Annotated in this window: 11 protein-coding genes and 1 other annotated feature; of the genes, 4 read left to right on the top strand and 7 right to left on the bottom strand. The window is 56.7% G+C overall.

Features of this window, described 5'->3' with window-relative positions:
• Positions 1-52 precede the first annotated feature (52 nt).
• The 5 genes from recR to HF650_RS05965 form a co-directional block, all read right to left on the bottom strand.
• Positions 53-658, bottom strand: coding sequence for a recombination mediator RecR (gene recR / locus HF650_RS05985; protein ID WP_187801589.1), 606 nt, complete (start codon positions 656-658; stop codon positions 53-55).
• Positions 658-987 (bottom strand): YbaB/EbfC family nucleoid-associated protein, encoded by a 330-nt coding sequence (locus tag HF650_RS05980; protein WP_023478246.1) that lies wholly within the window; start codon positions 985-987, stop codon positions 658-660. Before HF650_RS05980 ends, recR begins: the two co-directional genes overlap by 1 nt.
• 82 nt (positions 988-1,069) lie before the next feature.
• Positions 1,070-3,001 carry a DNA polymerase III subunit gamma/tau gene (gene dnaX, locus HF650_RS05975; protein ID WP_187801588.1) on the bottom strand — a complete coding sequence of 644 codons (1,932 nt, stop codon included), beginning with the start codon at positions 2,999-3,001 and terminating at the stop codon, positions 1,070-1,072.
• Positions 1,673-1,737, bottom strand: a sequence feature (DnaX frameshifting element). It overlaps the preceding gene by 65 nt.
• A gap of 109 nt (positions 3,002-3,110) precedes the next feature.
• A complete protein-coding gene (apt, locus tag HF650_RS05970) occupies positions 3,111-3,662 on the bottom strand; it encodes an adenine phosphoribosyltransferase (RefSeq protein ID WP_187801587.1) in 552 nt (183 codons plus the stop codon).
• A gap of 151 nt (positions 3,663-3,813) precedes the next feature.
• Positions 3,814-4,191, bottom strand: a complete 378-nt coding sequence (locus tag HF650_RS05965; protein ID WP_187801586.1) for a DUF454 family protein — start codon at positions 4,189-4,191, stop codon at positions 3,814-3,816.
• 67 nt (positions 4,192-4,258) lie between these two features.
• On the opposite strand from HF650_RS05965, the gene priC reads away from it, so the two are divergent.
• The gene (priC, locus tag HF650_RS05960) at positions 4,259-4,786 is read left to right on the top strand and encodes a primosomal replication protein N'' (RefSeq protein ID WP_187801585.1); all 528 of its coding nucleotides are present in this window, start codon (positions 4,259-4,261) and stop codon (positions 4,784-4,786) included.
• 13 nt (positions 4,787-4,799) lie between these two features.
• On the top strand, positions 4,800-4,961 hold the full coding sequence (gene rsmS, locus HF650_RS05955) for a pleiotropic regulatory protein RsmS (protein ID WP_187801584.1): 162 nt from the start codon (positions 4,800-4,802) through the stop codon (positions 4,959-4,961).
• Between the two features lie 17 nt (positions 4,962-4,978).
• On the opposite strand, the gene mscK is transcribed toward rsmS, so the two are convergent.
• Positions 4,979-8,332, bottom strand: a complete 3,354-nt coding sequence (gene mscK / locus HF650_RS05950) for a mechanosensitive channel MscK (protein WP_187801583.1) — start codon at positions 8,330-8,332, stop codon at positions 4,979-4,981.
• Positions 8,333-8,454: 122 nt separating this feature from the next.
• Entirely contained in the window at positions 8,455-9,108 is a 654-nt protein-coding gene (acrR, locus tag HF650_RS05945; RefSeq protein ID WP_187801582.1) for a multidrug efflux transporter transcriptional repressor AcrR, read from the bottom strand.
• 142 nt (positions 9,109-9,250) lie between these two features.
• Here acrR and acrA point away from each other — a divergent pair, with 142 nt between their 5' ends.
• Complete coding sequence (acrA, locus tag HF650_RS05940) at positions 9,251-10,450, top strand: multidrug efflux RND transporter periplasmic adaptor subunit AcrA (RefSeq protein WP_187801581.1); 1,200 nt, start codon at positions 9,251-9,253, stop codon at positions 10,448-10,450.
• 22 nt (positions 10,451-10,472) lie between these two features.
• Positions 10,473-13,622, top strand: a complete 3,150-nt coding sequence (acrB, locus tag HF650_RS05935; RefSeq protein WP_187801580.1) for a multidrug efflux RND transporter permease subunit AcrB — start codon at positions 10,473-10,475, stop codon at positions 13,620-13,622.
• The last annotated feature ends 382 nt before the right edge of the window (positions 13,623-14,004 follow it).

Raw genomic sequence — 14,004 nt, 5'->3', positions numbered from 1 at the left:
GGATAGCGGTGGGGAATTTCAAGCGGAGGCAAAAATTTCTGCCCCCGTCTGGTTAAAAACGAATCTTGTGACGCCCGGCCAGAGAGTGGGAAAGCGTAGTGCCATCCACCATCTCCAGCTCGCCGCCCACCGGCACGCCGTGGGCGATACGGCTGGCTTCCACGCCATATTGCCCGCACAGCTCGGCAATATAGTTAGCGGTCGCTTCCCCTTCCACCGTCGGGTTGGTGGCGAGGATCACCTCCTGAATCTTTTCAGATTCGAGGCGCTGCTCCAGTCGGTCAAGCCCGATATCATCCGGCCCGATACCGTCCAGCGGCGACAGATGCCCCATCAGCACAAAGTAGCGACCAGAAAACTGACCGGTCTGCTCAATGGCGTAGATGTCCGCCGGGCTTTCCACTACGCAGATTTGACCGTTCTCCTGACGTCGCGGGTTGGTGCAGATGTTGCACACCTCCTGCTCGGTAAAGGTGCGGCAATCCGCGCAGTGACCAATCTCCGACATCGCCCGGGTAAGCGCCTGCGCGAGGCGCATGCCGCCGCTGCGATCCCGCTGCAGCAGCATAAATGCCATGCGCTGCGCCGACTTCGGGCCGACGCCCGGCAGCGCGCGCAACGCTTCCATAAGCTGCGTTAACAGCGGACTGGTCTGCATCAGAACGGCATCTTAAAGCCTGGCGGCAGGGACATACCGGAAGAGACAGAGGCCATCTTCTCTTTCTGCGTCTCTTCAATCCGGCGTGCAGCATCGTTGAATGCAGCGGCGACCAGATCTTCCAGCATCTCTTTGTCGTCTTCGAGCAGGCTCGGATCGATCTCCACGCGACGGCAGTTATGCGCGCCGTTGATGGTCACTTTCACCAGACCCGCGCCTGATTCGCCGGTCACTTCCAGCTGCGCGATCTCTTCCTGCACTTTCTGCATCTTTTCTTGCATCTGCTGGGCCTGTTTCATCAGGTTACCCAGACCGCCTTTTCCAAACATAGGCTTCTCTCTTTAGCTGTGGTGACTGACCAGGGTGATAAGTCACATTCAGGGTTGAAAACGGGAAGTATCGCTCTTCCTGTCAAAGGGGGCGGATACTCTCTTCATCCAGATCCGCATCGAAAAAGCGCTGCAGGGTCTGGATATTACTATCCGCAATAATTGACTCGCGCGCCTGCGCGAGCTTCTCTTCATAGATGGCCTGACGCCACTCCAGCGGCGTACGCACCGCCGGATTATCATCTTCAATAATAGTCAGTTCAACCGTCGAACCGTGCAACTCACTGAGCGCCTCGCCGAGCGTCTTTACCGCGCCAGGTGAATGGAGATGGCGCTGGGCGCTGCGAAGGTGCAGAGTGATGCGTGCCCCCTCCTGCTCTTTCCAGGCATTCAGCGCCACCTGCTCGACCAGTTTAGGCAATTTCAGCAGACTCACCTCTTTTGCCCACGCATCGCGCTCGATCGCCTCTTCCGCGAGCTTCTTCGCCAATTCCGGCGTTTTCTCGTGCTCAAGCGCCTTTTTCAGCGCTTTTGGCGTGGCGATGACCTCTTTTACCGTCTCAACGACGGTGGTCGCTTTCCAGCGATAGGCCTCTTTTTTCACCGGCTTTTTGTCGGCCGTTGCCGCCGCCGGACGGGACTGTACGCGCTCGGTGACAGAGGCGAGCCTCTCCAGCGCAGCGTTACTCACCGGCCGCGCGCGGGTTGCGGCTGCCGGTTCACTCTTTTTTGCTTTGTCTGCTCCCTGCGCCTGCTGCAGCTGTCTGCGCGCCGCCAGCACCTGGCTGGTGGCGGGCGGCAGCGGAACATCTTGCTGGGGGGCGGGCTGCGCCTGCGGTGCAGGGGCGACCTGCTGCGGTGACATCACCGCCGTCGGCGCGACGGGCGTAAACGAGGCCTGCTGCGCTTCTGGCGCAGGCAGCGGCGCGCGCGGGTGGAACGCCAGCGCGCGCAGTAAGGTCATCTCCACGCCCATCCTTCTGTCGGGCGCGAAGGGTAACTCTTTGCGGCCAATCAGCAGCGTCTGGTAGTAGAGCTGAATATCGGCAGGCGGCACGGTGCGAGCGAGCTCGCGCAGACGGTGCTCCACCGATGCCATATCGCTGCCCAATGCCGCCGGAGTGAGCTGAACCATGGCAATGCGGTGCAGCAGGCTCTGCATCTCCAGCAGCAGCGCGTCCCACTCGCCGCCGCGCGAGGCGGCATCATGGACCAGCGCCATAGCCCGCTCGCCGTTAGCGGCGATTATCGCTTCCACCAGTGAGAGCGCCTGATCGTCATTCAGCGTGCCGAGCATTGCGCTGACTACCGCCGCGGAAAGCTGGCCGTTGCCGCTGGCAATCGCCTGATCGGTCAGGCTCAGGGCATCGCGCAGGCTGCCGTCGGCGGCGCGCGCCAGCAGTTGCAGTGCGCGCGGCTCGGAGTCGATCTTCTCGTCAGCAAGAATATGCTCAAGCTGGGTGCGGATCTGGTCGACATCCAGTGCTTTAAGATGGAACTGCAGGCAGCGGGAAAGGATCGTCACCGGCAGTTTCTGCGGGTCGGTGGTCGCCAGCAGGAATTTGACGTGGGCGGGCGGCTCTTCAAGGGTTTTCAACAACGCGTTGAAGCTGTGACGCGAGAGCATGTGCACTTCGTCAATCAGATAGACTTTGAAGCGGCCACGCGCCGGCGCGTACTGGACGTTGTCCAGCAGATCGCGGGTATCTTCCACTTTGGTGCGCGAAGCGGCGTCGATCTCAATCAGATCGACAAAGCGGCCCTGCTCGATTTCACGGCAGTTATCGCAGACACCGCACGGTGTCGCCGTAATACCGGTTTCGCAGTTAAGCCCCTTCGCCAGCAAACGGGCAATAGAGGTTTTTCCGACGCCGCGGGTGCCGGAGAACAGATACGCATGATGAATGCGTCCTGATGTTAAGCCGTTCGCCAGTGCGGTCAGCACATGCTCCTGGCCGACGACGTCAGCAAAAGTTTGCGGTCGCCATTTTCGGGCTAAGACCTGATAACTCATTGGCAGGCTCTGAAACGCTGGAAGGTGGATTCACGAGGGGTAATGCTAACACAGCATCGGCTGAGAATGCACTTCATCCCTCAGGCGTGAGGGATGAAGGTACGCGGGATCAATGCCCCGGGAACGAAACCAGGCTGTAGCTAGTAACACCCTGTTTTTTCAGGCGCTCTTCGCCGCCCAGGTCGAACAGATTGATAATGAACGCCGCGTCGGTGACTTCGCCACCCAGACGGCGGATCAGCTTCACTGTCGCTTCGATGGTGCCGCCAGTTGCCAGCAGATCGTCGACCACCAGCACGGTGTCGCCAGCCTGGATCGCATCGACATGGATCTCTAACTGATCGGTGCCGTACTCCAGCTCATAGCTTTCGGCAATGGTTTCACGCGGCAATTTACGCGGCTTACGCACCGGCACAAAGCCAACGCCCAAGCCTAACGCCACCGGCGCGCCGAACAGGAAGCCACGCGCTTCGGTACCAACAACTTTAGTGATCCCGGCATTTTTGTAACGCTCAACCAGCAGTTCAATGCTGAGGGCGTAGGCCTTCGGGTCTTCCAGCAAACTGGTGACATCACGGAACAGGATGCCCGGCTTCGGGTAATCCTGAATGCTTTTGATGCTGTTTTTAAGAAATTCAAGCTGCTGCGCAGTCGCTGTCATGGATATTTGCCTGATAGAAACGGTATTACTCACGGGACATGTGAGAAAGGCTCAATTGGCCTCTGATTAAACTTTAACCAGCCCACCCCGTGCTCGAAAACGCTCGAATTTACTGGCAGTGAGCGAGAATTGCAACTGCCATCGCAGCGCATTAGGTTTTTTGTTGCTTTGCATCAACCACCGGTATCCGCCACAGGAAAATCAGCAGACAGGCGAGGATGATCAGCAGCAAAACGCGCACCCACATCATCTTCACAAAATAGAGCGAGATGGCGAAGGTCAAAAGCGTAATGCCAATCGCCCGCGGCTTGGCGCCGGGCGGCATGGCGCAGTATTGCTGCCAGTGCCGCAGATAACCGCCAAACCAGGAGCGGTAGAGCAGCCAGTGATGAAAACGCGGCGACGAACGGGCAAAACACCAGGCGGCCAGCAGAATAAAAGGGGTGGTCGGTAAAACGGGCAGAACGACACCCAACGTGCCGAGCACTACCGCCAGCCAGCCAATGATGATTAAAATAGTGCGTTGCATAGTGCTAATCGTTGCCGGAATAAGCGGCTAATGTACCATAATCGCCGTGAAAAAGAGGGAATGAGAGATGAAAAGCGATGCGCTTTTAGAGAGGCTGGAGCAGCAACTCGCCCGGTTACGCCAGCAGGCCGCGCCGCTGGCGGATCACTTCACCGTCAGCGCCCGTTTTGATCGCCACCTTTTTCAGACAAAAGATACGCGCATGCGTGCTTATCTTAATGAGACCGATAAAAACCTGGCGGCGCTGCGCGAGACGGTGGCGCGCAACCATCTGCCGCAGGCGCTCTGGCTTGCGGAGCATTTAAGCGCGCAAATCGCCGCGCTGACGCGGGAGAGCGCCGTCTGGCCGCTGCGCCTGTGGGATAACGCCTCGCCCGGCATTACGCGCTGGCAGCGGCGGCGCTTGCAGCACCAGGAGTATGAGCGCCGCCTGCAGGCGATGAAAAATGAGCGTAACGCGCGTTTAGCGTCGGTCACTACCCTGGCCGAGCAGCAGAAGCTGCATAAAGAGGTGGAAGCGCTCGATGCCCGGCTCGGCCGCTGCCGTAAAGCGCTGGAGAATATTGAACGCGTGCTGGCGCGCTTAACCCGTTAACCAAGGAGAGAAGATGTCGCTGGAAAATGCCCCGGATGAGATCAAGCTGGCGGTCGATCTGATCATGCTGCTTGAACAGCATGAGATCGCCCCCGATCTGGTGTTAAAAGCGCTGGAGATCGTCAAACGGGATTTTGAACACAAGCAGTTACAGCAAGCAGCCCCCCTTCCCTGAGGAAGAGGGGCTAGCCATTACGGCGCTTCAGGGGTCGGATCGTCGCCCTTTATCTCGCGCTTCACTTCCGTTAACTCATCACCCTTCTCATTGTGCAGATGCACTTCGAGCTGGTTAAAGGCGATATTGATGTCGTTTTCCCGGCACATGCGATCGATAGTGCGGTTAAGCTCATCCACCGTATAGCTGCGGTCGCGCAGTTCACGCACATAGAGACGCAGCTCGTGATCCAGCGTGCTCGGGCCGAAGGTGGTAAAGAAGACCGCCGGTTCCGGGTCGTGCATCACTTTCGGGTGATCCATCGCCGCTTTCAGCAGCACCTTCTTCACTTTCTCAAGATCGGAGCCGTAGGCCACGCCGATACGGATCACCACGCGGGTGATGGTATCGGAGAGCGACCAGTTGATCAGCCGCTCGGTCACGAAGGCCTTGTTCGGGATAATCACCTCTTTGCGGTCGAAGTCGGTGATGGTTGTCGCACGGATGCGAATCTTGCTGACCGTGCCGGAGAAGGTACCGATGGTAACGGTATCGCCGATGCGCACCGGGCGCTCAAACAGAATAATCAGGCCGGAGACAAAGTTACCGAAGATCTCCTGTAACCCAAAGCCGAGACCGACCGACAATGCCGCTGCCAGCCACTGTAACTTATCCCATGAAACGCCGAGCGATCCGAAGACTGTGAGCGCCCCGACCGCGATAATGACATAGTTCAGAATAGTGGTGACGGCGTAGGAGGAGCCCTGGCGCATATTGAGCCGGGACAGGACTAACACCTCCAGCAAACCCGGTAAGTTGCGGATCAGCGCCCAGGCCACCACGAAGGCGATAATCGCAAACAGCAAGCTGCCGAGGGTGACGCTCCTGGTCACAGCCGCTCCCGCTTCGGTGCCGTTGTAGTGCCACAGTGTAATGCTGTCGAGGTAGGCGAAGACGGTGATCAAATCTGACCAAATTGCCCAGAAGACGACGCCAAACAGCGCCACCATCACCAGCATGGTGATACGCAGTGTCTGCTGGTTAACCTGCTCCAGCGCAATGGTCGGCTCTTCCGGCGGCTCGGCGCCTTCCGCGCCCTCTTTCACCATATTCTGCCGACGCGCCAGCGCGCGGCGATAGGCGATACGCCGCGCCGCCACGCTCAGCCCGCGCAGCACCGTCTGGTAGAGCAGATTCCAGATAATCACCAGATAGACGGTTTCAATCCAACGCCCGGCAAGGCGCAGCGTGGTGTAGAAATAGCCGGTGGCGGTGAGCACCATTAAGGCAATCGGCACAATCGCCAGCACCGTAACGGTGACCAGCCGCAGCGCGTGCGACTCTTTGTCATGCCAGCTTTCGCGGAACATCGGCCACACCAGCGCGGTGATCACCAGCAGGTTCAGCAGAATGACAAACTGCCCGAGCACGTCATCCATCAGATGCAGCGGCGACAGCTCAGAGACGACTGACCAGAAGTGGAGCGGCAGCAGCGCCAGACTGATGCGCACAATTTGCCGCCGCCAGTGGCTGGTCAGTTGAGCAGGCATGCCAAAGTGGCTGACGGCAACGCCCTCTTTCTCCAGCACTTTCCAGCACAGGCCAAAGACCAGCCAGAAGAGCGCCAGCTTCTTACTGAACGCCCACAGCAGCTCGCTGATATTGAGCTGCATGGTCAGCAGAATCAGCCCCGCCGCCAGAATCAGCAGGCAGACCGGCAAGGCGCGGATCAGATCGATAAGGATCGCTTTTGGCGTATGCAGCTGGCTGTCGCTGCGTAGCTGCCCAACCTGCTCCGCCAGCTTCGCCTGGTACTTTTTCAGCCAGCGCAAACGCCAGCGAATAAGCCCGGCAATCAATAGCAGCGGCAACCCGGCGAGGAACGCGATCGCCACCGCCGGCAACGCCTTTTCCCAGTTAACGGTAATGTGGGTGCCCTTGATCTCATCGCGCAGGGTCTGCGGGAAGGCTTTGATCCACTCCCAGTCCATCGGCTTGTTGCTGTTTACCCAGAAGATTTGCTGGGTCAGGATCTCCTGCAAGCTTTTCGACACGCTCATCAACTGCTGCTGATTGACCTGCAGGTTAATGGCCATCATCAGCTGGTTGCCGAGCTGCTTGTTCAGTTGATCGAGCAACTCACGGCGCATATCGACCACCTGCAGTAGCGCGTCGTGCACTTCATCGTTAACTTCGCTCTGGTGGCCCTCTTCCAGTTTGGCGACGAAGTTCTCGTTCTGGAACAGCGCGTCACGCTTCTGGTTGATGTCGAACTGCTCCAGACGCAGATCAGCAATGCGGTTGGTCATGTCCTCCAGCTCATCGGCTGAGGGCAGCGTCTGCTGTTGCTGATAGAGGATGCGCGACAACAGCAGGCTCCCCTTCAGCACCGAAATTTGTTCTTTAATATTGCGCTCGGATTGCAGGGCGCGATCGAGCCAGTTCTTCACTTTGATATTCTGCTGCACCAGCGCGTTGCCGCTTTCGGTGGCTTCAATAAGCTTCTGGCTCAGCTGGTGGTTAATCTCCAGCTCCTGGCTCACCAGCGGGTTCGCCTGAATACGCGCGGTATCGTCCGGCGTCACCGCCTCCTGCGCCGTTTTTTCTGTCAGCGTCAGACGCTTGCTGTTAACCGCTTCCTGCAATAGCTGGAGCTGGTGTTCGAGGCGATTACTGTTTGCGGTGACGTAATCCCGCTGCTTCTGCAGCGTATCCTGCAAGGTGGTATTACCTTCCAGGCTTTTGCGCAGCTGTTCAATCTGCGCATTAAGCAGGGTTTGCTGGGCCTGTAACAGCGTTTGCTGCGTCGGGCGCAATGCGCCTTCACCGGCGACCGTGCCGTTCAGGCGGTTGCGGATCTGCTGCAACTGCTGCGAGGCGCTGTACATCGCGTTCTGCACGCGCTCCGGCTGCGTCTGTAGCGACACCAGTTGGCTATTGTAGTTGGAGAGATCGTTCTGCGCGGTTTGCAGATCTTCAAGCAGTTGCGAAACGCGCGACTCCAGCTGACGTAATGAGAGCGTGGCAAGGGTTTTGCGCGTCTCCTCATCGCTGTCTTTATCATTCAGCGCGTTGAGGGCATCGGTCGCCTGGCGCAACTGTTCCGGTGCCTGCGCCACTTTTTGCTTCAGCAGCGCGGTCTCCTGCTTGACGCGGTCGATCTTATCCAGCGTATCCAGAGTCTCGTTGAGATCCTGAATAACCTGCTTCTCCTGCGCGGAGTGTTCTTTTTGTTTATTGAGTGCGTCGAGCTGATTTTGCACTTCATTGCGCGAAGGCAAATCACTTCCGCTCTGCGCGGACGCCGCCAGGCTTGAGAAGCTAATAAAAAGAAGAAACAGTGCGGCGGCAAATGCTGCGAACGGGTTGGGTGTGCGATTGATGTGCAACATAATTTGAGCGATCGTTGTCTGTTCGGGAAAGCGGCCGGGATAGCCACGCGCGAAGAATATCACGCACGCAGACAACTACCTAGAAGAGTGAGCGGCCTCCAGGAGAAATCCTGGCGGCCGGCTTATGCTTTGAGAGCAGGCGTTTCGTCGCGTAGCGTCGGGCAGAACTGGCACATCTCCAGCAGGATAGCGACGTAGGCGCGCGCCTCTTTTTTCAGATCGAAAGATTGCGGCGCAAAGAGCCAGTTTTCCATAATCCCGGAAACATAGGCGCGCATCAGCACCGCCACGCGGCGCGTTAAAAGATTAGCGGGCAGCAATTTTGCCTGAATACATTCGGTGAGCGTGGTTTCGATACGATCGTAGCTCTCCAGACATAAATCGCGCTGCGCCTCCTGCACCACCGCCATTTCGCCGACAAACTCGCATTTATGGAAGATGATCTCCATCATCAGGCGACGCCGCTCTTCGACAACCGTGGCTTCAAGGATATAAACCAATATTTCTCTTAATACTGAGAGTGGATCGCCAGGGAATTTTGCCCGATACTCAGTTTCAAGATCTCCAATACTGGACTCCGACAGTTCCCAAATTTCATTAAACAAATCTGACTTGTTTTTGAAATGCCAGTAAATCGCGCCGCGAGTTACTCCTGCCGCCTGCGCAATTTCAGCCAGCGAAGTTGATGAAACGCCCTGCCGGGAAAACAGCCGCATGGCGACATCAAGAATGTGTTGTCGCGTCTCAAGCGCCTGTTGTTTGGTTTTTCGTGCCATATGTCGGTGAATTTACAGGAGTCAGATTTACATACATTTGTGAATGTTTGTACCATAGCACGACCATAATATAAACGCAGCAATGGGTTTTTGGGCCTTTGATCCATTGATCAATTTGAAATCGGACACTCGAGGTTTACATATGAACATAAACAGAGGGCTAACGCCTCTGGCGGTCGTTCTGATGCTTTCGGGCAGCTTAGCGCTTACAGGATGTGACGATAAACCTGCGCAACAGCAGCAGGGAGCCGGCCAGGCGCCGGAAGTCGGCGTGGTAACGGTGAAAGCGGAACCTCTGCAAATCACCACAGAACTGCCGGGTCGCACAACTGCTTATCGCATTGCTGAAGTCCGTCCGCAGGTTAGCGGCATTATTTTGAAGCGCAACTTTACCGAAGGCAGTGACGTCGAAGCGGGTGTCTCGCTCTATCAAATTGATCCAGCGACCTATCAGGCCGCCTACGACAGCGCGAAAGGCGATTTAGCCAAAGCGCAGGCGGCGGCGAATATCGCCCAGATGACCCTGAACCGTTATAAGAAACTGTTGGGCACTAAGTACATCAGCCAACAAGATTACGACACGGCGCAGGCGGACGCGCAGCAGGCTAATGCTTCAGTTATCGCCGCGAAAGCTGCGGTCGAGAACGCGCGCATCAACCTGGCTTACACCAAAGTCACTTCTCCGATTAGCGGCCGCACCGGTACCTCTACCGTTACCGAAGGTGCGCTGGTGCAGAGCGGGCAAACTACTGCGCTGACTACCGTGCAGCAGCTTGACCCGATCTATGTCGATGTCACCCAGTCCAGCAACGATTTCCTGCGCCTCAAGCAGGAGATGGCGAACGGTTCACTGAAGCAGGATAACGGCAAAGCGAAAGTGGAACTGGTCACTAACGACGGCGTTAAGTATGACCAGTCCGGTACCCTTGAGTTCTCGGGCGTAACCGTCGATCAGACCACCGGTTCTATCACTCTGCGTGCCGTGTTCCCGAACCCGGACCACACGCTGCTGCCGGGTATGTTCGTGCGCGCCAAGCTGGAAGAAGGGGTTAACCCGAACGCCCTGCTGGTTCCGCAACAGGGTGTGACCCGTACGCCGCGCGGTGACGCAACGGCGATGGTAGTGGGCGAAGGCGACAAAGTTGAAATCCGCAATATCACCGCGACCCAGGCCATTGGCGACAAGTGGCTGGTTACCGATGGCCTGAAAAGTGGCGATCGCGTGATCATCGAAGGGTTACAAAAAGTCAAACCTGGCGTGCAGGTCAAGGCCCAGGAAGTGACATCTGACAAGAAAGAGCAAGCCCAGGCCAACGGCCAGTCAGAGCAACCGAAGTCTTAACTTAAACAGGAGCCGTTAAGACATGGCTAAGTTTTTTATCGATCGCCCCATATTTGCGTGGGTTATCGCGATTATCATCATGCTGGCGGGGGCGCTATCGATCCTCAAATTGCCGGTGGCGCAGTATCCAACGATTGCGCCACCTGCGGTTCAGATCACCGCGTCTTACCCAGGTGCTGATGCGAAAACGGTGCAGGACACCGTAACGCAGGTTATCGAACAGAACATGAACGGTATCGATAACCTGCTCTACATGTCCTCGACCAGTGACTCCTCTGGTACGGTCCAGATCACCATCACCTTTGATTCCGGTACCGATGCGGATATCGCGCAGGTTCAGGTGCAGAACAAGCTGCAGCTGGCGATGCCGCTTCTGCCGCAGGAAGTGCAGCAACAGGGCGTGAGCGTTGAGAAATCGTCCAGTAGCTTCCTGATGGTACTCGGGATGATCAGTACCGATGGCTCAATGACGCAGGAAGATATTGCCGATTACGTGGGCGCGACCATTAAAGATCCGGTCAGCCGTACCACCGGCGTGGGTGACGTTCAGCTGTTCGGCGCGCAGTATGCGATGCGTATCTGGATGGATCCGAACAAGCTTAATAATTTCCAGCTCACGCCAGTAGACGTGATTGCGGCTATTAAAGCGCAGAACGCCCAGGTCGCGGCCGGGCAGTTGGGCGGTACGCCGCCGGTGAAAGGGCAGCAGTTGAACGCCTCGATCATCGCGCAGACCCGTCTCACCTCGACCGACGAGTTCGGCAAAATTCTGCTGAAAGTTAACAGCGATGGTTCGCAGGTTCGCCTGCGCGACGTGGCGAAGATTGAGTTGGGCGGCGAAAGCTATGACGTTGTCGCGCGCTTTAATGGTCAACCCGCTGCCGGCTTAGGTATCAAACTGGCGACCGGTGCGAACGCGCTGGATACCGCAGAAGCGGTCCGCGCCACAATCGCCGGCCTTGAACCCTTCTTCCCGCACGGTCTGAAAGTGGTTTACCCGTACGACACCACGCCGTTTGTTAAGATCTCCATTAACGAAGTGGTTAAAACGCTGGTTGAAGCGATCGTACTGGTCTTCCTGGTAATGTATCTGTTCCTGCAGAATTTCCGCGCGACGCTGATCCCGACCATTGCGGTGCCGGTGGTGCTGCTGGGTACCTTTGCCATCCTTAACGCCTTCGGCTACTCGATAAACACCCTCACCATGTTTGGTATGGTGCTGGCGATAGGCCTGTTGGTGGATGATGCCATCGTGGTGGTGGAGAACGTCGAACGTGTGATGATGGAAGAGGGTCTGCCGCCCAAAGAGGCAACCCGGCGTTCGATGGATCAGATTCAGGGCGCGCTGGTGGGTATTGCGCTGGTGCTGTCGGCAGTATTTATTCCGATGGCCTTCTTCGGCGGCTCTACCGGCGCAATCTATCGTCAGTTCTCCATTACCATTGTTTCCGCGATGGTGCTGTCGGTGATTGTCGCGTTGATTCTGACGCCGGCGCTCTGCGCCACCATGCTGAAACCGGTCGCCAAAGGCGATCACGGCGAGCATAAAAAAGGCTTTTTCGGCTGGTTTAACCGCATGTTCGATAAGAGCACGCACCACTACACCGACAGCGTGGGCAATATCCTGCGCAGCACCGGTCGTTATCTGCTGCTCTATATCGTTATCGTTGCGGGCATGGCGGTGCTGTTTGTCCGTTTGCCGAGTTCGTTCCTGCCTGATGAAGACCAGGGCGTGTTTCTGACCATGGCCCAGCTGCCTGCCGGCGCGACGCAAGAGCGTACGCAGAAGGTGCTGGACGAAGTGACGAAATACTACCTGGAGAATGAGAAAGCCAACGTTAACTCGGTCTTTACCGTTAACGGCTTCGGCTTCTCCGGCCGCGGGCAGAACACCGGTCTGGCGTTCGTTTCGCTGAAAAACTGGGATGAGCGTGCGGGTGACGAGAACAAAGTCCCGGCAATTGCCGGTCGTGCCAGCGCGCACTTCTCGCAGATTAAAGATGCGATGGTCTTCGCCTTTAACCTGCCGGCGATTGTTGAGCTGGGTACCGCTACCGGCTTCGACTTCCAGCTGATTGACCAGGCCAACCTCGGTCACGATAAGTTAACGCAGGCGCGTAACCAGCTGTTCGGCGAAATTGCGCAGCATCCGGATCTGCTGGTGGGTGTCCGTCCGAACGGTCTGGAAGACACGCCGCAGTTCAAGATTGATATCGATCAGGAGAAGGCGCAGGCGCTGGGCGTGTCGATTAGCGACATCAACACCACGCTGGGCGCAGCCTGGGGTGGTAGCTACGTGAACGACTTTATCGACCGCGGTCGCGTGAAGAAAGTTTACGTTATGTCGCAGGCGAAATACCGCATGCTGCCAAATGATATCGGCAACTGGTATGTCCGCGCGACGGACGGTCAGATGGTGCCCTTCTCCGCCTTCTCAACCACGCACTGGGAGTATGGTTCACCGCGTCTGGAGCGTTACAACGGTCTGCCATCAATGGAGCTGTTGGGCCAGGCTGCACCGGGCCGCAGTACCGGTGAAGCTATGGATATGATGGAGCAGCTGGCAAGTAAATTGCCAACCGGCATCGGTTTCGACTGGACCGGCATGTCCTATCAGGAACGCCTCTCCGGCAACCAGGCACCGGCGCTCTACGCCATCTCACTGATCGTCGTCTTCCTCTGTCTGGCGGCGCTCTACGAGAGCTGGTCGATTCCGTTCTCGGTAATGCTGGTGGTTCCGCTTGGCGTTATCGGTGCTCTGCTCGCGGCGACCTTCCGCGGCCTTGGCAACGACGTTTACTTCCAGGTGGGCCTGCTGACAACCATTGGTTTGTCGGCGAAGAACGCGATACTTATCGTCGAATTCGCCAAAGATCTGATGGATAAAGAGGGCAAAGGGCTGATTGAAGCGACGCTCGAAGCGGTGCGTATGCGTCTGCGTCCTATTCTGATGACCTCACTGGCGTTTATCCTTGGCGTTCTGCCGCTGGTTATCAGCTCTGGCGCAGGTTCAGGCGCGCAGAACGCAGTAGGTACCGGCGTAATGGGTGGTATGATCACCGCGACCGTGCTGGCCATCTTCTTTGTTCCGGTATTCTTTGTGGTGGTTCGCCGCCGCTTCAGCCGCCGCAGCGAAGATGTTGAACATAGCCACAAGGTTGAACAGCACTGATCCTCTCTGCTGATATAAGAAAAGGCCGCGCACAGCGGCCTTTTCATTTTTTAACTGTTATGTTTATCAACTCATCGGATCATTAAACACGTTATTGTTTATCTGATTAATTTATGCATTAACCATAAGGCATATAATCACTGTGTATTTTCGAAGCCGCGATATTTTCCAGTATTAATCTTAATTTCTCTTAATGTTACTTTAAGTCAGAAAAATCCTGGCAGGAAAATATTCTTATAACAGGAATAATCCATACTATGCTAACTTAATGAAAGGTAAGGCACTACTATCACTTTCTCTACCTATTGAGCCGTTTCGCATCGTTACTTTTCTCTGTACACGGGCGCTTTTTCCGCAGGAAAAGATATTATTTGTAATTTTT

The sequence above is a fragment of the Kosakonia sp. SMBL-WEM22 genome (assembly GCF_014490785.1).
GTDB lineage: Bacteria > Pseudomonadota > Gammaproteobacteria > Enterobacterales > Enterobacteriaceae > Kosakonia.
Note: the sequence above shows the minus strand (reverse complement) of the source record. Positions and strands in the feature narration are given on the sequence as shown.

Bases quoted from the DNA above. Each gene is read 5' to 3' on its own strand.
- recR (WP_187801589.1), bottom strand. From the start codon at position 658: ATGCAGACCAGTCCGCTGTTAACGCAGCTTATGGAAGCGTTGCGCGCG.
- HF650_RS05980 (WP_023478246.1), bottom strand. From the start codon at position 987: ATGTTTGGAAAAGGCGGTCTGGGTAACCTGATGAAACAGGCCCAGCAG.
- dnaX (WP_187801588.1), bottom strand. From the start codon at position 3,001: ATGAGTTATCAGGTCTTAGCCCGAAAATGGCGACCGCAAACTTTTGCT.
- apt (WP_187801587.1), bottom strand. From the start codon at position 3,662: ATGACAGCGACTGCGCAGCAGCTTGAATTTCTTAAAAACAGCATCAAA.
- HF650_RS05965 (WP_187801586.1), bottom strand. From the start codon at position 4,191: ATGCAACGCACTATTTTAATCATCATTGGCTGGCTGGCGGTAGTGCTC.
- priC (WP_187801585.1), top strand. From the start codon at position 4,259: ATGAAAAGCGATGCGCTTTTAGAGAGGCTGGAGCAGCAACTCGCCCGG.
- rsmS (WP_187801584.1), top strand. From the start codon at position 4,800: ATGTCGCTGGAAAATGCCCCGGATGAGATCAAGCTGGCGGTCGATCTG.
- mscK (WP_187801583.1), bottom strand. From the start codon at position 8,332: ATGTTGCACATCAATCGCACACCCAACCCGTTCGCAGCATTTGCCGCC.
- acrR (WP_187801582.1), bottom strand. From the start codon at position 9,108: ATGGCACGAAAAACCAAACAACAGGCGCTTGAGACGCGACAACACATT.
- acrA (WP_187801581.1), top strand. From the start codon at position 9,251: ATGAACATAAACAGAGGGCTAACGCCTCTGGCGGTCGTTCTGATGCTT.
- acrB (WP_187801580.1), top strand. From the start codon at position 10,473: ATGGCTAAGTTTTTTATCGATCGCCCCATATTTGCGTGGGTTATCGCG.